At 71.6% G+C, this 22,298-nt stretch carries 23 protein-coding genes; 10 read left to right on the top strand and 13 right to left on the bottom strand.

Annotated elements, in window-relative coordinates; translation table 11 throughout:
* Nucleotides 1-827: 827 nt before the first annotated feature.
* The 7 genes from KBX21_RS24750 to KBX21_RS24720 form a co-directional block, all read right to left on the bottom strand.
* Nucleotides 828-1,466, bottom strand: coding sequence for a TetR/AcrR family transcriptional regulator (locus tag KBX21_RS24750; protein ID WP_049572554.1), 639 nt, complete (start codon nt 1,464-1,466; stop codon nt 828-830).
* Nucleotides 1,426-2,043, bottom strand: a complete 618-nt coding sequence (locus KBX21_RS24745) for a hypothetical protein (protein WP_049572550.1) — start codon at nt 2,041-2,043, stop codon at nt 1,426-1,428. The genes KBX21_RS24750 and KBX21_RS24745 overlap by 41 nt, the downstream gene beginning before the upstream one ends.
* A gap of 136 nt (nt 2,044-2,179) precedes the next feature.
* On the bottom strand, nt 2,180-3,394 hold the full coding sequence (gene fahA, locus KBX21_RS24740) for a fumarylacetoacetase (protein WP_210844013.1): 1,215 nt from the start codon (nt 3,392-3,394) through the stop codon (nt 2,180-2,182).
* A gap of 29 nt (nt 3,395-3,423) precedes the next feature.
* Nucleotides 3,424-4,269 carry a hypothetical protein gene (locus tag KBX21_RS24735; RefSeq protein WP_049572543.1) on the bottom strand — a complete coding sequence of 282 codons (846 nt, stop codon included), beginning with the start codon at nt 4,267-4,269 and terminating at the stop codon, nt 3,424-3,426.
* Nucleotides 4,266-5,483, bottom strand: coding sequence for a homogentisate 1,2-dioxygenase (locus KBX21_RS24730; protein ID WP_049572541.1), 1,218 nt, complete (start codon nt 5,481-5,483; stop codon nt 4,266-4,268). Before KBX21_RS24730 ends, KBX21_RS24735 begins: the two co-directional genes overlap by 4 nt.
* A gap of 51 nt (nt 5,484-5,534) precedes the next feature.
* Entirely contained in the window at nt 5,535-7,175 is a 1,641-nt protein-coding gene (locus KBX21_RS24725; protein WP_210844011.1) for an FAD-dependent monooxygenase, read from the bottom strand.
* A 73-nt stretch (nt 7,176-7,248) separates the two neighbouring features.
* Nucleotides 7,249-8,211 carry an MBL fold metallo-hydrolase gene (locus tag KBX21_RS24720; protein WP_210844009.1) on the bottom strand — a complete coding sequence of 321 codons (963 nt, stop codon included), beginning with the start codon at nt 8,209-8,211 and terminating at the stop codon, nt 7,249-7,251.
* Nucleotides 8,212-8,473: 262 nt separating this feature from the next.
* On the opposite strand from KBX21_RS24720, the gene KBX21_RS24715 reads away from it, so the two are divergent.
* From KBX21_RS24715 to KBX21_RS24705, 3 genes are all read left to right on the top strand, one after another.
* Nucleotides 8,474-9,013 carry a MarR family winged helix-turn-helix transcriptional regulator gene (locus KBX21_RS24715; RefSeq protein ID WP_049572531.1) on the top strand — a complete coding sequence of 180 codons (540 nt, stop codon included), beginning with the start codon at nt 8,474-8,476 and terminating at the stop codon, nt 9,011-9,013.
* 46 nt (nt 9,014-9,059) lie between these two features.
* Nucleotides 9,060-9,896, top strand: coding sequence for an aminoglycoside phosphotransferase family protein (locus KBX21_RS24710; protein WP_210844007.1), 837 nt, complete (start codon nt 9,060-9,062; stop codon nt 9,894-9,896).
* A 76-nt stretch (nt 9,897-9,972) separates the two neighbouring features.
* A complete protein-coding gene (locus tag KBX21_RS24705) occupies nt 9,973-11,028 on the top strand; it encodes an aminotransferase class V-fold PLP-dependent enzyme (RefSeq protein WP_210844004.1) in 1,056 nt (351 codons plus the stop codon).
* Between the two features lie 38 nt (nt 11,029-11,066).
* On the opposite strand, the gene KBX21_RS24700 is transcribed toward KBX21_RS24705, so the two are convergent.
* The 3 genes from KBX21_RS24700 to KBX21_RS24690 all read right to left on the bottom strand — a co-directional run bounded on the left by KBX21_RS24700 (nt 11,067) and on the right by KBX21_RS24690 (nt 13,664).
* A complete protein-coding gene (locus tag KBX21_RS24700; RefSeq protein ID WP_049572524.1) occupies nt 11,067-11,525 on the bottom strand; it encodes a nitroreductase family deazaflavin-dependent oxidoreductase in 459 nt (152 codons plus the stop codon).
* Nucleotides 11,526-11,838: 313 nt separating this feature from the next.
* On the bottom strand, nt 11,839-11,988 hold the full coding sequence (locus KBX21_RS24695; protein ID WP_156208070.1) for a hypothetical protein: 150 nt from the start codon (nt 11,986-11,988) through the stop codon (nt 11,839-11,841).
* 392 nt (nt 11,989-12,380) lie between these two features.
* The gene (locus KBX21_RS24690) at nt 12,381-13,664 is read right to left on the bottom strand and encodes a GNAT family N-acetyltransferase (protein WP_210844003.1); all 1,284 of its coding nucleotides are present in this window, start codon (nt 13,662-13,664) and stop codon (nt 12,381-12,383) included.
* A gap of 175 nt (nt 13,665-13,839) precedes the next feature.
* Here KBX21_RS24690 and KBX21_RS24685 point away from each other — a divergent pair, with 175 nt between their 5' ends.
* Together KBX21_RS24685 and KBX21_RS24680 are read left to right on the top strand one after the other, a co-directional pair.
* Entirely contained in the window at nt 13,840-14,832 is a 993-nt protein-coding gene (locus tag KBX21_RS24685) for an N-acetylglucosamine kinase (RefSeq protein ID WP_049572668.1), read from the top strand.
* Between the two features lie 83 nt (nt 14,833-14,915).
* Nucleotides 14,916-15,770 (top strand): siderophore-interacting protein, encoded by an 855-nt coding sequence (locus KBX21_RS24680; RefSeq protein WP_307869277.1) that lies wholly within the window; start codon nt 14,916-14,918, stop codon nt 15,768-15,770.
* A gap of 7 nt (nt 15,771-15,777) precedes the next feature.
* On the opposite strand, the gene KBX21_RS24675 is transcribed toward KBX21_RS24680, so the two are convergent.
* The gene (locus tag KBX21_RS24675) at nt 15,778-17,136 is read right to left on the bottom strand and encodes an NAD(P)/FAD-dependent oxidoreductase (protein ID WP_210844044.1); all 1,359 of its coding nucleotides are present in this window, start codon (nt 17,134-17,136) and stop codon (nt 15,778-15,780) included.
* Between the two features lie 292 nt (nt 17,137-17,428).
* Here KBX21_RS24675 and KBX21_RS24670 point away from each other — a divergent pair, with 292 nt between their 5' ends.
* The gene (locus KBX21_RS24670; protein ID WP_210844001.1) at nt 17,429-18,061 is read left to right on the top strand and encodes a trimeric intracellular cation channel family protein; all 633 of its coding nucleotides are present in this window, start codon (nt 17,429-17,431) and stop codon (nt 18,059-18,061) included.
* Between the two features lie 3 nt (nt 18,062-18,064).
* Here the strand turns inward: KBX21_RS24670 and KBX21_RS24665 are convergent, their stop codons facing one another.
* Both KBX21_RS24665 and KBX21_RS24660 read right to left on the bottom strand, forming a co-directional pair.
* The gene (locus tag KBX21_RS24665; RefSeq protein WP_049572508.1) at nt 18,065-18,469 is read right to left on the bottom strand and encodes a VOC family protein; all 405 of its coding nucleotides are present in this window, start codon (nt 18,467-18,469) and stop codon (nt 18,065-18,067) included.
* A gap of 125 nt (nt 18,470-18,594) precedes the next feature.
* Nucleotides 18,595-19,500 (bottom strand): LysR family transcriptional regulator, encoded by a 906-nt coding sequence (locus tag KBX21_RS24660; RefSeq protein WP_210844000.1) that lies wholly within the window; start codon nt 19,498-19,500, stop codon nt 18,595-18,597.
* 124 nt (nt 19,501-19,624) lie between these two features.
* Here KBX21_RS24660 and KBX21_RS24655 point away from each other — a divergent pair, with 124 nt between their 5' ends.
* The 4 genes from KBX21_RS24655 to KBX21_RS24640 all read left to right on the top strand — a co-directional run bounded on the left by KBX21_RS24655 (nt 19,625) and on the right by KBX21_RS24640 (nt 22,269).
* Nucleotides 19,625-20,548 carry a threonine/serine dehydratase gene (locus KBX21_RS24655; RefSeq protein WP_049572502.1) on the top strand — a complete coding sequence of 308 codons (924 nt, stop codon included), beginning with the start codon at nt 19,625-19,627 and terminating at the stop codon, nt 20,546-20,548.
* A gap of 151 nt (nt 20,549-20,699) precedes the next feature.
* Nucleotides 20,700-21,371, top strand: a complete 672-nt coding sequence (locus KBX21_RS24650; protein WP_049572497.1) for a 1-acyl-sn-glycerol-3-phosphate acyltransferase — start codon at nt 20,700-20,702, stop codon at nt 21,369-21,371.
* A 209-nt stretch (nt 21,372-21,580) separates the two neighbouring features.
* Complete coding sequence (locus KBX21_RS24645) at nt 21,581-21,874, top strand: helix-turn-helix transcriptional regulator (protein WP_210843999.1); 294 nt, start codon at nt 21,581-21,583, stop codon at nt 21,872-21,874.
* Nucleotides 21,871-22,269: a VOC family protein gene (locus tag KBX21_RS24640; RefSeq protein ID WP_049572489.1), complete on the top strand. Its 399-nt coding sequence runs from the start codon at nt 21,871-21,873 to the stop codon at nt 22,267-22,269. The genes KBX21_RS24645 and KBX21_RS24640 overlap by 4 nt, the downstream gene beginning before the upstream one ends.
* The last annotated feature ends 29 nt before the right edge of the window (nt 22,270-22,298 follow it).

The raw sequence follows: 22,298 nt of genomic DNA, 5'->3' as shown, positions 1-22,298 counted from the left end.
CCTTGTTAGAGGGGTGGGGTGGCTCAGTCGACCAACCTGTTTGTGCAGGCGTCGGCCACGACCCGACCTGGTGTTGACGCACCGGGTCGGGTCTTTCTTGTCATGACCCACGCTAGCGAGTCGAACAGGAGTTCGCGGGTTTTATCTCGAATCCGCAGACGCGATCAGAGTGAAATGCGAACCTCGCCCCATTTCGCGAAGGCCCATTTCACCAGGATCTGGTTCAGCTCCCGGGTGCATCGGGTGAGCGCGGCATAGAGCCCGTTCCAGCCCCGGGCCGATGACGTTGCCCGGAGCGTCGATCAGCAGGGGGGCGTCCCACTCCAGGCTCTTGGCGCCAGCCGAGCGAAGAACCGCCGTATCGGGGGGCGCCGCGTGAAGACCCGGCACGCGTTAGCGGGGGCGATGACACCGACGCGGCCTCCCACCCAACGCTCCGACACCGCGGGAACGCACCCGTAGTCCGATCTCCATGCTTCACTGCCGGAAAGAGCAGAACAACACGACCCCGATATCCGGGACCGCCACCAGGATTCGTGCGATCGGGGGGAATTGCCGTGGACGGCCCGGCGCTCCGCGCGAACGCGGAGTTCGGCGCCGGACACGAGCCACATCGCCGGTGTGAATACACCCCGCCGGTCAGGGGTCTGCGGACTCCACGGGCGATCCACGACGGACTCAACCGAATCCGGCGGCCCGGGTGAACCCTGTGCGTTGTTCAGGGAAATGCGTTGGCGGAACCCGGATCCCGCAACCGGTGCACGCAGAAAGGAACGCCGCCCGGAATTCCCTCGGAGTGGATCCGGGCCTCCTCCGGAACGGTCGGCCTAGGACGGTTCGCCGGGTCCGTGGGGCAGCGCCGCCGCCACCAGGTCGGCCGTGAACCGCTCGACCGGGGGGAAGCCCTCCAAGCCACCGGAGAAGGCCTCGAAGAAGCCCCGTTGGAAACAGGCTCCGACGAGGAGGGACGACACCGCTTCGGGGTCGGTGTCCGGCCGGATCCGCCCGAGGTCGCGTTCGGCCCTGAGGTAGTCGGCCAGGGCCCGGTTGACGTTGAACGGACCGGCGCCGCGCTGGAGCATGTTCTCGCGGTGGCGCCGGAGGAGTTCCGGATCCGCGAACAGGGAACCCAGGAGCGGGGAGCCGTGCTCGAAGAACCGGACCGCTTTTGCCGTCACCTCGGTGAGGGTCTCGCGCACCTGACCGTGTCCCACCCGGGTCGGCAGTTCCGCGAGCACGTCGACGAAGGGGGGAAACCGGTGGCGCATGACCGCCAACAGCAGGTCGGTCTTGTCGTCGAAGTGCTTGTACAGGGTCGCCTCGGAGTAGCCGGCGACCCGCGCGATCTCCTTGGTCCTGGCCTGCGCCAGCCCGGAACGGCGCAGAACCTCGGCCGCGCTGTCCAGGATGCGCTCACGCGTCTCCTCAGCGGTCGCGCGGCGCCGCTTCCCGGGCAGCTCGTCCATCCGTCTCCCAGCGTGTCTTCTCCGGTGCCGTTCCCGCGTCGCCGTACGAGGACAGCAGGCGGTGGCAACGCACCAGCTCCCCCGTGACGTAGGACCCGACGAAGAAGACGAGGATGACGGATCCGAAGGCGACCCACGCGAGCACACCGGCTCCGGGGTCGGTGATGTCCGAGGCACGAGTGTACAGCCACCACGCGGACGCGGACGTGCACGCCAGCCCGGCGAGCAGGGCGGGCAGGCGCCCGGAGCCCACTGCGGCGACGGTGTGGAGGGCGACCATCGGGGCCAGGAACATCCCGAGTTCGAAGTCGCTGAGGACGAAGGCGGTGTAGGCGGTGGCCGTGACCGTGAGGGTGGCGACCGGATGCGTCCGGCGCCAGAAGAGCGCGGCGCAGCCCACCACCACGAAGGCGAAGGCCCACGGTTCGGTGTGCTGTGCCGTGTTCCAGCCGTCGACGGGGTTCAGCGGTTCGCCGTCCAGGGAGCCGTAGGCGTCGAGGAGTTCGATCGCGAGCACGACCCCGGCGATGAGGGCGTCGACGACGCGGGGACGCGTTCCGGTTGGAGTGGGGGGCATGGGTTCCTCCGGTAGTAAGTACTTACTCACCAAAGTAGGCTCGGAGTGGCGCCTCTGGCAAGGACCGCACCGTCACCGCTATGAGGATGAGGGGCGGCGGGCCCCTCGGACCCGCCGCCCCTCATCCCGCGCCGTGCTACCTCGCCGGGAGGATGCGGCCGGTGACCTCCCCGAAGTCGATCCTCGTGCCGTCAGGGCCGGGCGCGGTGGCCGTGATGGTGACCTCGTCACCGTCCTCGAGGAAGGTGCGCTCCGTGCCGTCGGGCAACCGGAGCGGCTCCTTCCCGGACCAGGTGAGTTCCAGGAAGGAGCCGCGCTGGGTCGGCTCGGGGCCGCTGACGGTCCCGGAGGCGTACACGTCGCCGGTACGCAGGGAGGCGCCGTTGACGGTCATGTGCGCGAGCTGCTGCGCGGCGGTCCAGTACATCTCGGAGAACGGCGGCGTGGAGACCAGGTGCCCGTTGAGCCGCACCTCCAGGCGCAGGTCCAGGCCCCACGGCCCTGACCCCCGCAGGTAGGGCAGCGGCTCGGGGTCCTGGGCGGGCTGCTCGACCCGGGCGGACTCCAGGGCGGCGACGGGCACCACCCACGGGGAGACCGACGTGGCGAACGACTTCCCGAGGAACGGGCCCAGCGGAACGTACTCCCAGGCCTGGAGATCACGGGAGGACCAGTCGTTGAGCAGGAACACCCCGAACACGTGGTCGGCGAAGTCGTCCACCGCCACGCGCTCCCCCATGGGGCTCGGCGTACCGACGACGAATCCCACCTCCGCCTCGATGTCCAGGCGCACCGACGGCCCGAACACCGGGACGGGCTCCGTCGGAGGCTTGCGCTGGCCGGTGGGACGGACGATGTCGGTGCCCGAGACCACGATGGTGCCCGACCGACCGTGGTAGCCGATGGGCAGGTGCTTCCAGTTGGGGGTGAGCGGTTCCTGCTCGGGGCGGAAGATGCGCCCCACGTTGGTGGCGTGGTGCTCCGAGGCGTAGAAGTCCACGTAGTCGGCGACCGTGAACGGCAGGTGCAGGCTCACGGCGGCGCGGTCCACCAGGTGCGGGCGCACGGCGGCCTCGTGCGCGGGGTCGGTGACCCACGAGGTGAGCGCGGCGCGGACCTGCTCCCACACGGGGCGCCCGGCGGCCAGGAGGGCGTCCAGGTCGGGCCCGGAGACGGCTGCGGCGAAGGGGGCGTCGAGGGCGCGGGCGAGGCCCCCGAGGTCCAGGACGTGCCCGCCGATGGCCACACCCACGCGGGTGGCGGGGTCGCCTTCGGTGGAGAAGACCCCGTAGGGCAGGGTGGCCGGGCCGAACTGCGAGTCCGGGGCGATGTCGAGCCAGCTGTCGGGCATGGAGTGGTGCTTTCTGCGAGTGGGTGTGGTCAGGCGTGGAGAGCCCCGAGGACGACGAGGTCCTCCAGGGGCTCGGCGATGCTGCACGTGCCGAAGGAGCGGAAGCTCGCCCGGACCCGGGTTGCCTCGGCGGGGGTGAGCTCCCGGGCGCGGCTGGCCAGGGCGGGTCCGTCCCGGTCGGCGAGGACTTTCACTGCCACGCCTTCGCCCCCTCCGGTGAGCAGGGCGTGGGTGGCGAGCAGCACGTTGAGGAATCCGTGCTGTTCGAAGCCCTCCGGGGTGGTGTGGCGGACCGCGTGGTGGAGCCCGGCGGTGCACTTGAAGGGCACCCCCGCGGTGACGGCGGCGTCCAGGAGGGCGGCGAGTTCGTCCTCGTCGGGGTGCGCCTCGGGGGTGAGGCCCCCGGTGCGGAACTTGGCGTGGGCGCCGGTTCCGGCGAGGGCCGCGACGTCGGCGGCGGCGTCCCCGCCCCGGGCGACCTCCACGTAGCCGTCGGTGTCGGGCCCCAGCGCGCTGACCAGGCTGTGGGCGGTGGTGGCCGACCTTCCGGGGGCGGCCGCCACCTCGACACCGGCGAGGTACAGGGCCGGGTCGGAGCGCACCGCCGCGACCGCGGGCGCGACACCCTCGGCCCCGCCGGGGACGGTGACGACGATCGCGAGCGGAGCGTGGTCACCGTCGTCCCGGGAGAGCACCGTGCGCAGCTCGGCCAGGCGGGCGTCCGCCACCAGGAACGGTCCCACGTAGGGCGCCCTGCGGGAGTCCCGGTGCGCCCGGTGCGCCGGGATCGCCTCACCCATGGGCGCGTTGCCGGGCGGAAAGAGCGCGGCGTCGTCGAACAGGGTCCCGTAGAGGGTGTGGCGGGGCTCGGTCATGCCTGCTCCCGCCGCGCCCGCTGGCCCTTGGCCCAGGTCCAGGCGTAGCTGCCGTCGTCGACGGCGGCGCCGCCCTCGCCCAGGTCCAGCGGACGGAAGGTGTCCACCATGACCGCGAGTTCGTCGAAGGCCTCGGCGCCCACGCTGCGCTCGTAGGCGCCGGGCTGCGGACCGTGCGAGTGACCGCCGGGGTGCAGGGAGATGGAGCCCTGACCGATCCCGGAGCCCTTGCGGGCCTCGTAGTCGCCGCCGCAGTAGAACATGACCTCGTCGGAGTCCACGTTGGAGTGGTAGTACGGCACCGGGATGGCGCCCGGGTGGTAGTCCACCTTGCGCGGCACGAAGTTGCAGATGACGAAGTTGTGGCCCTCGAACACCTGGTGCACGGGCGGCGGCTGGTGGATACGGCCGGTGATGGGCTGGAAGTCGTCGACGTTGAACACGTACGGGTAGAGACAGCCGTCCCAGCCCACCACGTCGAAGGGGTGGGTGGGGTAGGTGTAGCGGGTGCCGGAGATCCCGCCCGGACCGTCGCCCCGGTGCTTGATCAGCACGTCCACGTTCTCACCCTCGACGACCAGGGGTCCGTCGGGGCCGCGCAGGTCGCGCTCGCAGTACGGTGCGTGCTCCAGCAGCTGGCCGTAGCGCGACAGGTAGCGCTTGGGCGGGGCGATGTGGCTGTTGGCCTCGACCACGTAGGCACGCAGCGGTTCGTCCCCGGTGGGCACCCAGCGGTGCGTGGTGGCGCGCGGCAGGATGACGTAGTCGCCCCGGCCGACCTCCAGCACGCCGAACACCGTCTCCACCCGGGCGGTGCCGGACTCGACGTACACGCACTCGTCGCCGATGCCGTTGCGGTACAGCTCCGAGGGGGATCCGGCGACCACGTAGGAGATGCGCACGTCACCGTTGCCCAGCACGAGGCGGCGGGACTCGACGACGTCGTTGGTGCGCCACTCCTCGCCCTGGAAGAGGTCGTGGAGTTTGAGGTGGCGCGGCACCATCGGGGCGTTGCGGCGCAGGGACTGGTCGGCGACCTCCCACTCGGCGGCGTCGACGATCGCCGAGGGGATGGCCTTGTGGTAGAGGAGCGAGGAGTCGGCGGAGAAGCCCTCCTCCCCCATCAGCTCCTCGTAGTACAGGCCGCCGTCGGGGTTGTGGTGCTGGGTGTGGCGGGTGCGGGGCACCTCACCGACCTTGCGGTAGTAGGCCATCTCCGGTCTTCCTCCTTGGTTGGGTCCGGTGGTCCGTCGGGAGCGGCGCCCTTATGCGGGGACGGTGTCGGCGGCCGGGTGTCCCAGCGCCGTGCGGACCGCCACGCGGACGGCGTCGGCGTCCTCACCTGGGACGACGGCGGCGACGTGGGCGTCGGGGCGCACCAGCCAGACCTGCCCGGGCAGGGGTTCCAGCGCGCGGCGCAGGGCACCGGTCGTGTCGATCTCGTCGAGGTGCAGCGTAGTGACGGGTGCCCGCGTGGCGCCCTTGGCGACGGCGTGCACGGTGGCGCGTTCGGCGCCCTCGCCGAGCAGCAGGGTGAGTCCCTCCCGAAGGAGCGGACGCAGGCGGGCGAGTTCGGGGCGTCCGGGCACGCTCACGGGGGCGTCGGGCAGGATCACGCCGGGGCAGGGCGCGGGGGCCAGCCCGCGCGGTGGACGGCCGCCGAAGGGGCGTTCGGGGCAGGCGGTGGTCAGCGCGGAGTCGGTGTACCAGAACGGTTCGGCCAGCCTCCCGGAGTCCACGTCCGAGTGGGCCGCGGCGTCGGTGACCGCGCGCTCCAGGACGCTGACGCGCCGCTCGTGCTCAACGTCGTCCCGGGGCACGAGGAAGCGCATGGTGGCGCTGGTGACGTCGGCGTTCTCCAGGGCGGCCGCGTGGCGTTCGGTGTGGTAGCTCTCCAGGAGGTCCTCCCCCGCCCAGCCGTCGCGGACGTAGGCGAGCTTCCAGGCGGCGTTCTCGGCGTCCTGGACCCCGGAGTTGAGGCCGCGCGCTCCGAAGGGCGCCACCAGGTGGGCGTTGTCCCCGGCCAGCAGGACCCGTCCCGCGCGCATGCGGTCGGTGACCCGGGTGTGGAAGCGGTAGACCGAGTGCCACACGATCTCGTAGGGGGTGTCCCCGATGATCTGCCGGATGCGGGCGTCGAGGCGCCCGCTGGACTCCTCGGCGGCGAGATCGAAGTCGGAGGGGACCTGCCAGTCGATGCGGAAGACCGAGTCGGGGCAGGGGTGGATGAGGACCTGGCGGCCCGGGTTCCACTCGGGGTCGAAGTAGAAGCGGCGTTCGCGGGTCCAGTCGCCGAGGTCGGCGCGGATGTCGCAGATGAGGAAGCGGTCGTCGAAGCTGGTGCCGGAGAAGTCCAGGCCCAGGTCCCGGCGCACCACTCCGCCGTGGGCGCCAAGACACGCAAGGGCGTGGGTTCCGCGCAGACGCACCATCCCCCGCGGGGTGACGCACTCGACGGTGACCCCGTCGGCGTCCTGCTCGATTCCGGTGACTTCGTGGCCCCAGCTGGTTCGGACCCCCGCCTCGGCCAGGAGTTCGTCGAGGACCTCCTCGGTGCGGGACTGGGAGATGTTGACGAAGGAGGGCAGGGACGAGGCGCCGGGGTCGGGCAGGCGCACGCTGAACAGTTCGTGGTCACGGTAGAAGGTGCGGGCCGTGTCCCAGGTCAGCCCCTCCTCGATGATCCTTCCGCCGCCGAGCCAGTCCCAGACGTCGAGGACGTCGCGTTGCTGGCAGATGGCCTTGGAGCCGACGGCGTCGCGTTCGGGGCGGCTGTCGACGACCAGCACGGGGACCCCACGGCGGGCCAGCAACAGGGCCGCGGTCTGTCCGACCGGTCCCGCACCGAGCACCAGGACGGGGTCGGTGCCGGTGTCGGCGGGGGTGCGGGGCGCAGGGGGGCGCATGGTGGACTCCGTTCGTGGGGCGCCCCGTGCGGGCGCGGTCGTGGGTGGAAGCCGGGTGGTGGCCCCGAGCCGGTCAGCCCTGGAGCTGGGCCCAGACCTCGCGGTCGCGTTCGGCGGTCCAGATGACGGGGCGCTCGACGCCGGAGAACTCGTCCCACAGGCGCGAGACGTCGAAGGGCAGGCAGTGCTCGAAGATCGGCCAGTGGCCGTAGTCGTCGACCAGGGCGGCGTGGGTGGCGGTGAAGGCCTCCTTGAGGGTGCCGCCGCGCTCGTGGACGGCGCCGACCTCGCGGATCATCACGTCGAGGAAGCTGCGGGTCTGCTCGATGGCGGCGTCGACCTCCTCGCGGCCCCGGCTCACGGCGCCGCGCCCGCCCACGAGCATCTCGGCACCGAGGGCCTTGACCCGGTCGAGGGTGGCGCCGGCCCAGTCCCTGTGGAAGGCGTCGCCGGTGTAGAGGGCGGCCTGGGCCTCGACGAGGTCCCCGGCGAAGAGGATCTTCTGCTTGGGCAGCCAGGCGACGATGTCGCCCTCGGTGTGGCCCCGGCCGAAGTACTCCAGGACCAGTTCGCCCCGGTCGCCGCCGAGGTCGATGGTGGTGCGGTCGGCGAAGGTCTGGGTGGGCCAGGTCAGGCCGGGGACGGAGTCGGCGTCCTTGGCCAGGCGCGGCATGCGGCCGAACTCGCTGGCCCAGTCCTCCTTGCCGCGCTCGCGGATGAGCTCGTGGGTCAGCTCGTGCGTGAGGATGACGGTGGCGTCGAAGGCGCTGGCGCCCAGGACGCGGACCGCGTGGTAGTGCGAGAGCACCAGGTAGCGGATGGGCTTGTCGGTGTGCTCGCGGAGCTTGGCGAGCCACTCCTTGGCGGCGGTGGGGGTGGCCAGGGCCTCGAAGGCCACCACGAAGTCCTCCCCCTCGATGGCGCCCACGTTGGGGTCCCCTTCGGCGGTGAGGGCGTAGACGCCGTCGGCCAGGACCTCCAGGGTCTGCTCCTTGACCTCGGTGTCGGCGGATGAGGCGAACGGCTTGGCTGCCATGGTCAGACCCTTCACTCGTCGCGGGCGACTGCCGCCGCCCCCAAATGATCAAACGTTTGATGAACCAGACCATAACGTGCTCCACGCCACAGGGCCAAGAGGCCCACGTCCACCGGGGTGGTGATGCAGATCACCCCATCAGGCTACCCACCGTGCCCGTCATGTCACGGCCCGAACCTCCCTCAACGGAGGGCGACCGGGGGACGACGGAGAAGTCACGACGGGAGGAACACCGAACCCGCCCCGTACTAGGCTGGTCGGCGTGACTCACAACACGGCACCCCCCGACGAGCTCACCTTCTGGTCGTTCGTGGACTACGCGGTGCACAAGGCCGAACGGGAACTCCCCACGGTCAACGCCGAGGCCATGCGCATGGTCCTGACCCTCAACAGGGCGACGAGCATGGTCGTCTACGACCTGGAGTCCTCCGTCCACCGTCCCCGGGGATGGACCTGGCCGGGGTTCCGGGTGCTCTTCGCCCTCTGGCTGGCCGGCCCCATGGAGGCCAAGACCACCGCCGAGATCTCCGGCATGAGCCGCGCCGCGCTGTCCGCCCTGCTCAACACCCTCGAACGCGACGGCCTACTCACCCGCGAACGCGCCACGCACGACCGCCGCGCCCTCCAGCTCAGCCTCACCGAGTCCGGGTACGGGGCGATACTGGGGGTCTTCCGCGCCCACAACCGCCGGGAGAGCGCCTGGGCGGAGGCCCTCGAACCTGAGGAGCGCCGCGAGCTGGTCCGCCTGCTCAACAAGCTGATGGCCGGGTCCACCGACGCGCAGGCCAAGTTCCGCAACTGACCCCTCCCCCAGCAGGCCGGAACGGCACGTAGAGAGGACCCACCACATGCGGGAGCCGCGGTTCGGGCGGGCGGTGGCCGCCGCCACCTCCGTCGCCACCTCCCTCGGTCTGGACGCCGACGAAGCGGTCGTCCTCCACGACTCGAACAGACTCACCCTGCGCCTGCTGCCCTGCGACGTCCTGGCTCGGGTGGCTCCGGCGGAGCACGGCGTGGCGCGGTTCGAGGTCGAACTCGCCCTGTGGCTCGCCGCCACCGGGAGCCCCGTGGCCGCGCTCGACCCCCGCGTGACCCCCGGCGTCCACGAACGCGACGGCTTCGAGGTCACGCTGTGGACCCACCACGCGCCGGTACCCGCCACGAAGGTTCCCGCACCCGACTACGCCGACGCGCTCGCCCGTCTGCACCACGGCATGCGAGCGGTCGACCACCCCTCGCCCAGGTTCACCGACCGCGTCGCCCGGGCGCGGGAACTGGTCGCCGACCGTGACCGCACCCCGGAACTGACCGCGCCGGACCGGGCGCTGCTCGCTCGGGCCCTGGACGACCTCGAACGAGAGGTCACCGGGCACGGCGCACCGGAACAGCTCCTGCACGGCGAGCCGCACCCCGGCAATCTGCTCGCCACCGCCAAGGGACCGCTCTTCGTCGACCTGGAGACCTGCTGCCGGGGGCCGGTGGAGTTCGACCTCGCCCACGCCCCCGACGAGGTCGCCGCCCACTACCCGGGCGCCGACCCCGAACTGCTGCGCGCGTGCCGACTCCTCGTGCTGGCGATGATCACGGCCTGGCGCTGGGACCGGGAGGACCAGTTCCCCGACGGCCGCCGGTGGGGCACGGAGTGGCTCGCCCGCCTGAGGGAACAGGTCGGCGCCCCGGGCTGAACCCGACGGCGGAAAGAGTCCAATCACGGTGAAGTGGCCCTTGTCCCGCCCCACGCCGCCTGTGAGCATGCGGAACATGGACCAGACCGCACGCACGCGCCTCAAGCAGGCCCAGAGCCAGTTCTCGCCCGAGGGCACCTACCTCAACTCCGCCACCCACGGCCTGTTGACCCACCGGGCCCGGCAGGACCTGGAGCGCAACCTCCAGGACGTGGCCTCCGGGCAGTTCTCCCCCGGTTCAGTCGACGGGGTCGTCGACGCCGCGCGCTCCACGTACGCGCGGATGGTGGGGGTCGACGCCGACCGAGTCGCCGTGGGCACCCACACCTCGCAGTTCGTCGGGACGGTCGCAGCCAGCCTGCCGCCCGGCTCGGAGGTCCTGCTCGCCGAGGGGGAGTTCACCTCGGTGGTCTTCCCGCTGATGAACAGGCAGAAGGACGGCGTCCGGGTCCGCGAGGTGCCGCTGGACCGTCTGCCCGACGAGATCGGCCCGAGCACCACCCTGGTGGCGGTCGCGGCCGTGCAGTCGGCCACCGGGCTGATCGCCCCGCTCCAGGACCTGCGCACCGCGTGCGCCGACCACGGTGCCCGCCTCCTGCTCGACACCAGCCAGTCGGCGGGGTGGCTGCCCGTTCCCCTGGACGGCGTGGACTACGTCGTGTGCAGCACCTACAAGTGGCTGTTGGGACCGCGCGGGGCGGCCTTCCTCACCGGGACCGACGAGGCCCTGGCCGAACTCTCTCCCCTGGCGCCCGGCTGGTACGCGGGAGCGGAGCCGTGGGACGCGCTCTACGGTGGGCCGCTGCGGCTGGCCGCCGGGGCGCGACGCCTGGACCTGGCCCCCGTGTGGCCCGCGTGGATCGGTCTGGCACCGGGCCTTGACCTGCTCACGGAGGTCGGACCGGAGACAGTGCACGAGCACGACGTCGCCCTGGCCGACCGGTTCCGCGACGCGATGGGACTGGAGGGCACCGGTTCGGCGATCGTGTCACTCCCCGTTCCGGAGGGGACCGCCGAACGCCTCGGTGAGGCGGGGATCGCCGCCGCCGTCCGGGACGGTCGGCTCAGGGTGGGGTTCCACCTGTACAACACGGATGAGGACGTGGACCGCCTGGTCAGCGCACTGACCTGAGAAGCCGGTGCCCCTCAGGCAGGGGCACCGGCCCGGAGTCAGTCGGTTCGTTCGACCACGAACACGGGGATGACCCGGTCGGTCTTCTTCTGGTAGTCGGCGTAGGGCGGGTAGGCCTCCACGGCCCGGTCCCACCACCGCTGCCGCTCCTCGCCCTGGACCTCACGGACACGGGCGGCGAAGGGGGTGGGGCCGTCCTGGAGTGCGACCTCGTCGGGGGCCGCGCGCAGGTTGGCCACCCACGCGGGGTCCTGGGGCGCCCCGCCCTGGGAGCCGATCACCGCGTAGGCGCCGTCGTGCTCCACCCGCATGAGGGCGGACTTGCGGACCTTGCCGCTGCTGCGGCCGCGTGTGCTCAGGATGATCACCGGCATCCCGGTGTCCATCAGCGTGTCGCCCTCCTGACCACCGGTGCGCTCGTAGAGCTCCACCTGGTCTCGGACGAACTTCGACGAACTCGGCTCGTACTCGCCCTGGAGTACGCCACTGGCGGTCATCGCTCTCCCCGGTGTTCGGCTACGGAGTCCACCCCGATCGTGCCATGCCCGTTCCCCGCGATGGAGGCCGACTCGCGTCCCCTGCAAGGGTCCACGTCAGAAGCCCTGGTCGCGGAAGGGGGCCTCGGGCCGGAAGAAGGCCGTGTCGAACGCATCGGCACCACACGTGGATGCTGTGGGGACAGGATTGGTGGCCACGCTGGACGAGGCGAGGGCCTGACACAAACAGGTGAAGGGTGAACCGGCCCCGGGGCCACACGTTACTTACTCGCTTGGGCCCCTTTCACCGTTGCGCGCGCAGGACGCGTTCGGGTCAGAGACTGACGTTGATGGGATCACTCACCAGGCCGACGAGGCTGCCCCCGACCCCGATCCCGATGAGAGATCCGGCGGCGGTGGCCGGGGCGCAGAGCCCGACCGTCAGGGCAGTGATCAGGGCGAACACGGTGATGATGCGGCGCATCGGTCTCCTCAGAGGTCGTTCCGGGGTTCCCTCAGCCCCAGAGTTCCCCCACCACACACGCATGAAAACACTTTGACCTGCAACAACACCTCGCCTTGACCTCAAGGCGAGGCAGTCCGCGAGTCGCCCGGGGCCTGGTTGCCCGGGCCAACGAAGGAAGGGACCGTGGCGCGGAGGTTCACCTCGATGGGCCAGATCTTCGGCCCCTGCGGCATCGGGCCCGCTGTCCGTGAACCGTCCCGGGTTCGTCCCCGACACCGTTCGGGTCACTGCCCGGCACCGGGATCTTCGGGCCGGTGAACAGGGACGACCCGCGGCTCGCCACCCAGGCGGATGACGGGTGCCCCGGCGTGCTGTTCTCTCGACCAGGGCACCCGTATCTCATCGACCCTCTAGAAGATGACCCCGCAGAAGGGTGCGTCGATCCGGTGCAGGGCCGTGTCCAGGCGGGCCACGGTGCCCGGGGTGTGCTCGGTGATCAGACCCGCGCGCAGGAAGCTGGTGAGCGTGGTCTGGCCGAGGTGCGCGGCCCCGAGATGTGACACGTCCAGGGACAGGTCCGGGTCGGCGTCGGTGAGTTCCACGCGGGCGCCGTCGGTGTCGGCCTTGATCTGCCACCGTCCGGCATTCCACGGCGCGTAGCGGTCGGTGACGGCCACGACCCCCTCGAAGGGCGCCGCGTAGGGGCGCTCGGAGAGGGCTCCGGCCAGGTCCACCAGCCGCACCCACAGGGAGGTGGAGTGCTTGGCCACCGCACGGCCACGGTCCGGGAGGAGGTGGTGGAGCGGGCAGTCCACGGGCAGGAACGGGAAGTACACCTTGGCGACGAGGTCCCGGCTGAACAGGTGCTCGAAGAGGGCGGCCCAGGCGGCGGGGGTGGTGGCGGTGATCTCCTGGACGTGCGCCTCCCCCTGGGCGCCGTCCTCCTCCCACCTGGCCCTGACCCGGTAGAGGGCGTAGCCGAGGGGGCCGTCCGGGCCGCCCACGACGGCCGCCATCAGCGGAGCCTTGTCACCCCGCCGGGCGGGGCCGTCGAACAGCGCGCGGTCCCACCAGGGCCTGGTGCGTCGGAACTGGCCGACCTGGACCTCACAGACGGCCTCGTGCACGCGTTCGAGGTCGGTACGCACCCGCTCTGGTTCGCGCAGCACCACGCGCAGGTCCGGGTCCCGGGGCGCGTCGGCGCGCAGAGCGCCGTAGGGGCGGGTGAGGGCCGTCTCCAGTTCCGTGCAGGCGTTGCCGTAGCCGAAGCGCTCGTAGATGGCCCCCTCGGAGGCCCACAGCGCGGCGTAGCGCACGCCCGCCGCATGGACGTCGGCGAGCTGGCGTCGCATGAGGGAACTGAGCACTCCCCGGCGACGGTGGGTGGGCCACACTCCCACGCCGGTCACCCCGGCCACGGGAACGCGGCCGGACGGCATGGTCATCTCGAAGGGGAAGTGGTTGGCGGTGCCGATGACCTCGCCCTCGGCCTCGTCCACGGCGATCAGGGCCCGTTCGTAGCCCACCTCGTCGTGCAGCGGTCTCATCCGCTCCAGCAGGCTGTCGACGTCCTCCGGGAACAGCAGGCTCTGTCCGAAGACCCTGGCCGCCTGGGCGAATTCCTCCGCGTCGGTGTGGCGCACGGTCCAGCCCTGGTTCGGTGCGGAGGAGTCCGCCCTCGTCTTGTCGCTCATGGCTCAGGCTTACCAGTGGTCACGAAGCCGCGGCCACTGGTTTTGGGCGTGGTGTGGGCCTCCTCCGACGTAGTGGGGTGCGGTGTGAGTAAGGCGGGCGGGGGTGGGGCACGCTCTGGTCGTGACGACACGACGAAACCCCTCCCCCTCCCCCTCCCCCACGCTGGTCGTCGGGGTGGACGCGGGGGGCACCACCACCCGTGCCCTGGTGACCACCCTGACCGGCGAGCGCCTCGGCGAGGCCAGGGCCGGGGGCGCCAACCCCAACACGCACGGCCCCGAGGTGGCCGCGGAACGACTGACCGAGGCGATCGGATCCGCGCTGGACCGGGCCGGTCCCGGAGCGCGCGACGCCGTGGCCGCCACAGTGGTCGGGCTGGCCGGGTACTCCGGACTGCGCGATGTCAGCGTGCGCGCCCGGCTGGACAAGGCGCTGGTCAAGGCGGGACTGAACCCCACCGGTGAGGAGTTCTCCGGCGACGACACAGTGGCCTTCGCCTCGGGGACCTCCGAGCGCGACGGCACGATCCTCATCGCGGGGACCGGGGCGATCGCCACCCGGATCGAGGCCCGGAGCCGCAGCAGGTCGGCGGACGGCATGGGCTGGCTGATCGGCGACGAGGGCTCGGCGTTCTGGATCGGCCACCAGGCGGCCCGGGAGACCGCGCGCCAGTTGAGTCGCGGTGGAGAACTCAGCCCGCTGGCCCGCACGGTGGCCAAGCGGGTCATCCCCGGTCAGCGGCCGAGCGGCCCCGACCAGTGGCCCGAGGAGCACGCCCGCAACTTCGCGCGCACTCTGACCGCGGCCCCGCCGATCAGTCTCGCCGAGCTCGCGCCGTTGGTCTCGGAGGCGTTCCTGGTCGACGACCCGGCGGCCGTGGTGATCGTGAACGCCGCCGCTGGTCACCTGGCGCAGTCCGTGCACCAGGTGCGGGTTCCCGGAGAGCACCTGCCGGTGGTCCTGTCCGGGGGCGTGCTCACCCGTTCGGGTCCGGTGAGGGAGGCGCTGACGAACAAGCTCACCATGGGGACCGGTGCGCCGGTGCTCCTGGCCGGGAGCACGTCGGGTGGCGCGGCCTGGCTGGCGGCCCTGCGTGCGGGCGCCATCGAGCGCGACGTGGACCTGCACGGTGCGTTCACCCGCCCGGAGGGGTGGTCCGGGGACTGAGTCCCGCCCCGGTTTGCCCGGTGCCGTCACGGCACCCTAATGTGTGTCAGTTAGGTTTACCTAACCCAAACGGAGGGGGCGTCGTGACGGAGCGGCAGGAGCGTCCGAGAAGGACGACCGTGCACACGGGACGGGTCGAGCGTGTGGAGCGGCTGACCCCGCACATGGTGCGCGTGGTCATGAGCGGCGAGGGGTTGTCCGACTTCGCAACGAACGGCTGGGCGGACAGCTACGTCAAGCTGCTGTTCCCGGCTCCGGGACCGGGCGACCCCGACGCCTACGACCTCGACGCGATCCGGGCCGAGCGCCCCCGCTCGGAGTGGCCGGTCACCCGCACCTTCACCGTGCGGTCCTGGGACGCCGCCACCCACGAGATGACCATCGACTTCGTGTACCACGGTGAGGTCGGCCTGGCCGGGGTGTGGGCCGCCGGCGCCCGCCCCGGTGACCGACTGCGTCTCCTCGGTCCCGGCGGCGGTTTCGCCCCCGACGCCGAGGCCGACTGGCACCTGCTGGCCGGGGACGAGAGCGCCCTGCCCGCCATCGCCGCCAGCGTCGAGGCCCTGCCCGAGGGCTGCCCCGCGCACGTGTTCGTCGAGGTCGACAACGCGGCCGAGGAACAGCACCTCACCGATCGCCCCGACGTGAGCGTGACCTGGTTGCACCGCGACGGCGGCGTTCCCGGGTCGCTGCTGGTCCCGGCCGTGCGCGCTCTGGAGTTCCCGTCCGGGGAGGTGCGGGCCTTCGTGCACGGCGAGGCGAACTTCGTCCGCGACCTGCGCCGCCTGCTCCGCGTCGAGCTGGCCCTGCCCAAGGAGCACCTCTCGGTCTCCGGCTACTGGCGACTGGGCCGCGACGAGGACGGCTGGCAGGCCTCCAAGCCCGAGTGGAACCGGAGTGTGGAGGCCGAGGAGGCCGCCGCCCTCGACGCGTCCTGAACCCGGTTCACAGGTCCAGGGCGTCCAGCGCGATCAGGTAACCCTCGTTGAAGGTCGGGAACTGCGGGATGGTGTCACGCAGGGCGGCGATCGGCAGGCCCAGGCGGATCGCGAGCGCGGCGGTGTGGATCCACTCCGAGGCCTGTGGCCCGAACGCCCAGGCCCCCACGAGCACACCGTGTTCGCGGTCGGCGACCAGCCCCAGCGAGCCGCGCGGGTCGGTCTCCATGGTCCAGGGGCGGGCCAGCACGGCTGTCAGGTCGGTCTCGGAGGTGGCCACGTCGATCCCCCGGTCCCGGGCCTGCTCGGAGGTCAGGCCGACGGCGGCGATCTCCGGGTAGGAGAACACCACCCGGGGGACACCGGTGTAGTCGGCGACGTGGTCGGTACCGAGGACGTTGTCGCTGATCACCCTCCCCTGGTACTTGGCCACGTGGGTGAACATCGAGCGGGCCGTGACGTCCCCGGCGGCCCACAGCCCGGGCGCGACCCGGCAGTGGTCGTCCACCGGAAGGGCTTTTCCGTCCAGTTCGACGCCGAGCTCAGCCAGACCGAGCTGGTCGCCCCGGGGCACCCGCCCGGTCGCCAGGACCATCACGTCGGCCCGAACCCGTTCACCGCCGGACAGCACAGCGAGGACTCCGTCGCCGTCCCTCGTCACGGAGGTGACCTGGCTTCCCAGGTGCACCGTGGTGCCGTCCCGTTCGAACTGGTCGCTGATCAGCTCGCACAGCCGGGGTTCCTCACGGTCCAGCAGCCGGGGTCCGCGCTGGACCACGGTGACGCGGGTGCCCATCCGCGCCAGGAACTGGCCCAGTTCGAGGCCGACCGCGCTGCCCCCGACCACCAGCGCGCTGCCGGGGATCTCGGTAAGGGTGGTGGCCTCCCGGTTGGTCCACAGCACGTCCGGGCCCAGGTCCTCCAGTCCCCCGATCGGCGGGACCAGCACCCCTGATCCCGTGGAGACCACCACGTGGTCGGCGGTGTACTCGGCGTCGCCGACCGCCACCCGCCAGGGGTCGCGGCCGACGATCCGCGCGTCGCCGCGCAGGACCAGGGCACCGCGTTCCTCGTAGCCCTGCGCCTGCTTGGAGTCGTCCAGGTGCCGGATCATCTGGTCGCGGTAGGCGCGCAGGGCGGGCCACTCCAGGGCCGCCTCTCCGACCCCGGCGGCCCCGTCCGCCTCGGCGCGCACCTCGGGTGGGCGCAGCAGGGTCTTGGTGGGGACGCAGGCCCAGTAGGCGCACTCGCCTCCGATGAGGTCGCGTTCGACCACAGCCACCCGCCGACCGGCGGTGAGCAGACGGTCGGCGACCGTCTCCCCGCCGGGGCCCATGCCGATCACGATCGCGTCCAGGTGTTCCATGTTGCTCGCTCCGCCCGTGGTCCGGTGGTTCACTCCCCGATGGTGTCCGGCCGCGCCGGGCCGGAGGGGAACCGACACGCGTGTCGGTTCCCCGGACGGAGCGGTCCCACTCCGGATCGCGCGGCCCGATCCGCGCGGCCCGGGCGCGGCGGCGCGGCGCGCCGTTCCCGGCCGCGCACGCGGGACCCTCCCGGGCGTGATGGAATAGCCGATCGACGCAGACCTCTTCCGCGTTTCGTCGCCCCGCACCACACCTCGTCGCCCAGCACCACGCAAGGACCCCCGCACGGCCATGTCCACGCTCGACCTGCTTCTTCTCCTCGACCTCCTGGGCGTCTTCGCTTTCGCACTGGATGGATCGCTGACGGCGATCCGCACCGCGCGGGTGGACATCGTCGGGGTCATGGTGCTCGGGATGGTGACCGCCCTCGGCGGCGGCATCATCCGCGACGTCCTGCTGGGCGAGACCCCCGCCACCTTCCAGGACTGGCGGTACCTGGTGACGGCGCTGGCCGGAGGGACCCTGGCGTTCTTCCTCAGCCGTCAGCTCACCCACCTGAGCAAGCCCATCCTGGTGTTCGACGCCGCCGGACTCAGCCTGTTCGCCGTGATCGGGGCGACCAAGGCGCTGGAGTTCGGTTTCGGGCCGCTCCAGGCCGTGCTGCTGGGCGTCATCACGGGTGTGGGCGGCGGCACCATCCGGGACGTGCTGCTCAACCGCGTGCCCACGGTGCTCAGCGCCAACTCGCACCTGTACGCGATCCCGGCGATGATCGGGGCGTCGTTCGTGGTGATCGTGGACCTGACCGGCTTCGGCCCGGGCTGGATCGCGGTGATCGGCTCACTGCTGTGCCTCACCATGCGCCTCCTGGCTCTGCGCTACCGCTGGAACGCCCCGAACCCGCCCGGTGCTCCCCCGCTGTAGGGGTCAGGGCTGGACGGTGACCTGCCACAGGTGCCCGTCGGGGTCGGCGCAGACACCGTCGTAGCCCCACGGTCGCCGCTCGGCCGCGTTGACCACCTCTCCCCCAGCCTCACGGACGCGGTCCAGCAGTGCGTCGACGTCCGCCTCGGTGGGCAGCACCCTGGTCATCAGGCATTCGTTGGTCCCGGGCCGGGCGACCCGGCGGGTCTCACCCAGGACCCAGGCGAGGCCGTCCGTGGGGATCAGTGTCAGCACGACGTGCTCGTTGACCCGGATCCGCAGCGGTTCGGGCACTCCGTCCTCGGTGGGGTCCCCCGGGGCCTCGAACCCGAAGGCCTCGCGGTAGAAGACCATCGCACGCCACCGGTCGGCGATGGGCAGGGCGATCTCGAAGGGGTTCGTGCTCATGATTCGTCCGTTCGTCGGGGCTCGGGGGCCCGTGGGTCACGCCGCATGGTCACCGGTACCGACCCCCGGTGTCGTCGAAACTCATCGGGGCCGGAGCGTCCTCTTTCGGCGCGTCGACGCGGACGTCAGGTCCGGAGGCTGCGGGCGGCGGTGCGGCGCAGGGTGGCCACCATGCCGGGGACAGGTTCGGGCGGGCGCGGACGGTGCACGGTGTAGATCTCCCTGGCCAGCCGGGCACCCCGCAGGGAACGGCTGACCCAGCCCCCGCCGTGCGACGCGTCGAGGATGCTCTGGGGGATGAGGGCGATCCCCACCCCGGCCGTGATGAGCGCCAGGGCCACCTCGTAGTCCCGGGTCTCGTAGGCGACGGTCAGGCGCACCCCGGCCGCCGCCGCCGCGGTGTCGAGGCTGACCCGGTTGTGGATGCCGGGGGCACCGCAGATCCACTCCTCGTCGGCGAGGTCCGCAAGGGAGGGTTCGGTGTCGGTGACCGGGTGTCCGGTGGGCGCCACCACCAGGAGGGGGTCCACCAGGAGGCGTTCGCGGTGCAGGCCGACCGCGCGTGGCAGCGGCACCCCGGGGTAGCGGTGGGTGATGAGCAGGTCGAGGTCGCCGGAGGTGACCAGCCCGAGGCCACTCGGCGGTTCGATGTCGGACAGCGACAGCCGCACGTGGGGGTGTTCGTGACCGAAGGCGGCGAGCGCCCCGGGGAGCAGGACCTTCCCGGCGCTGGCGAAGGCCCCCAGGGACAGGCGGTCTGCGCGGTCTCCCGCGACGGCGCGGACGGCGGCCTCGGCGTCGCGGAGTTCGCCCAGGACCCGTTCACCGTGTTCGAGCAGGACCTCGCCCGCGCTGGTCAGGGTGGCTCCGGTGCGGCCGCGTTCCACCAGGCGGGCACCGACCTCGCGTTCCAGTTTGGTGAGCTGCTGGGACAGGGCGGGCGGGGTGAAGGAGAGCCGGTCGGCGGCGGCCGCGATCGACCCGGCGTGCGCGATCTCCACGAGTACGCGCAGACGGTTGGCGTCCAACACGCGACCACCCCTTCTCCCAGGCACGACGCGGAACGTACACCACAAAGTCTGACACAAAGGTCTGCTTAGCCTTCCTTAGCAGCCTCCACTTTGCGTTCCTGGTCAAGAGCGGCAGAGTGGGAGTATGAGCACCACGACCGCGCCCGCCGTACCCACGGCCACCGACGTCCGAGCCGCAGCCGACCGCATCGCGCCGTACGTCCGACGAACCCCGGTCATGCGTGCCGAGATCGACGGTCGTCCCCTGACCCTGAAGCTGGAGCACCTCCAGCGCACGGGGGCCTTCAAGCTCCGTGGCGCCCTCAACGCCCTGCTCGGCGGGGAGCCCACCGACCGGGTGATCACCGCTTCCGGTGGCAACCACGGCCTCGGCGTGGCCACGGCCGCGAGCATGCTGGGCGTGCACGCCACGGTGTACGTCCCCGAGACGGTGCCCGAGGCCAAGGCGGAGCCGCTGGCGGCCACCGGCGCGGAGATCGTCCGGGTCGGCCAGCAGTTCGCGGTGGCGGCCGAGGCCGCCGTGGCCCGCGCGGAGTCCGAGGGTGTGCGCTACCTGCACGCCTACGACGACGCGTTGGTCGTCGCCGGTCAGGGAACCGTGGGTCTGGAGATCGCGGCCGACGCGCCCGAGTGCGACTCGATCGTGGTCGCGGTGGGTGGTGGTGGACTGGTCGCCGGGGTGCGGCTGAGCGCCGAGGGCCGCCGCGTGGTCGGAGTCGAGCCCGAGGGCTGTCAGAGCCTGGGCGCGGCGCTGGCGGCCGGACAGCCGGTCCGGACCTCCGTGGACTCGGTCGCCTCCTCGGCCCTGGGTGCGGCCATCCTGGGCCGGGTGCCCTTCGAGGTACTGCGTGAGCACCCGGTGACGCCCGTACTGGTCAGCGACGCCGAGATCATCAGCGCCCAGACGCGTCTGTGGAAGGAGTTCCGCATCGCCGCCGAGCCCGCCGCGGCAGTCCCCTTCGCCGCCTGGCTGGCCGGGCGCGTCCCGGGCGACAACCCCTGCCTGGTGGTGTGCGGAGCCAACGCCGACTGGCGCCCGCACGGCTGAGTCCGCGTCCGCGCGACGGCTCCGACCTCCTTGTTCGTCATGGTTTGGCCCGATACGTGACGTGCGGCACTCTGTGTGCCGCCGGTCATCATTACCGGTGAGTCACCCTTACATTGAGGTCGGCTCCGTCCGACAACACAAGGGAGAACACGTGCTCTACGGTGCGTTGCGGCAGACCGCGGCGGTACTCGCCCGGACCCTGTGCCGACCGACCATCGAGGGCCGTGAGAACGTCCCAGCCACCGGTGCGGTCCTGCTCGCCAGCAACCACCTGTCGTTCGTGGACAGCGTCGTCATCCCCCTGTCGGTCACCCAGCGCCCCGTGCGCTTCCTCGCCAAGTCCGACTACTTCGAGGGCACCGGAATCAAGGGGCGGGTCACCCGGACCGTGTTCGGTTCCCTGGGCGCCATGCCGGTCCAGCGCGGCAACGCACGCGACGCCATGGTGTCGCTGGAGATGATGCTGGACCGTCTCAACGAGGGCGAGGCCTGCGTGGTCTACCCCGAGGGCACGCGTTCCCGTGACGGCCGCCTGTACCGGGGCCGCACCGGCGTCGCCCACCTGGCCCTGGAGTCCAAGGCGCCCATCGTGCCGGTCGCGGTCTCGGGCACCCAGCAGGTCCAGCCCATCGGCGCCAACATGCCGCGCCCCCGCCCCTTCACCGTGCGCTTCGGCGAGCCGATGGACTTCTCGACCGGCTTCGACAGCATGGCCCCCGGCAAGGCCCGCCGGGTGATCACCGACGAGGTCATGGACGCCATCCACGCGCTGTCCGGCCAGGAACGGGCCAACGAGTACAACAACTTCGGCGGCGACGAGTAGGTCGGGCGAGGACGAAGCGGGTCCCGGTACGGTCCGTCCCGCCCTCGTGTCACCGTGTCCTCAGTCGCGCGCGGGCCCCGCCCCACTGGCGGGTGCCGCTGCCGGTCGCGGCCGGGGTCTACGGGACGTAGGACCCCGACGGTTCAGGAAATGGCAAAACACCAGACCACGGCTTGATAGGCAAGCAGCCGCTTGCCTATAGTGGGCGCGTGTCCGACGAACTGTTCAAGGCCCTGGCCGATCCGACCCGCCGACTGATCCTCGACGAACTCGGTGAACGGTCCGGGCAGACCCTGTTCGAACTCTGCACCCGGCTGATCACCAGGCACCAGCTCAACATGTCGCGCCAGGCGGTCTCCCAGCACCTCGCGGTCCTGGAGGGAGCCGGACTGGTCGAGAGCAGGCGCGAGGGGCGCTACAAGTTCCACACCATGAACCCGGCACCGCTCAGGCACATCGTCGAGCGGTGGCTCGGGCCGGACCGACCGGAGAGCGAGTCATGAGAATCCACATCAACAGCGTCTTCGTGGACAGCCAGGTCAAGGCCCTGGACTTCTACACCAACGTGCTGGGCTTCCGAAAGAAGCACGACGTGCCCCTGGGCGCGCCCGAGGAGGAGAACCGCTGGCTGACCGTGGTCTCGCCCGAGGACCCCGAGGGGGCCGAGCTCCTGCTGGAGCCCTCCGGCCACCCCGCCGTGGGTCCGTACCGGGAGGCCCTGGTCAACGACGGCATCCCGGTGACCCAGTTCGCGGTGGACGACGTCCAGGCCGAGTACGAGCGCCTCCGCGGGCTCGGGGTCACCTTCACCCAGGAGCCGCTGACGATGGGCCCGGTCACCACGGCGGTACTGGACGACACCTGCGGCAACCTGATCCAGATCGTCAACGCGGGGTAGGCGTGAGCGGCTCGGCGGGGCCCGCGCCC

The organism is Nocardiopsis sp. B62, assembly GCF_018070675.1.
GTDB lineage: Bacteria > Actinomycetota > Actinomycetes > Streptosporangiales > Streptosporangiaceae > Nocardiopsis > Nocardiopsis prasina.
Note: the sequence above shows the minus strand (reverse complement) of the source record. Positions and strands in the feature narration are given on the sequence as shown.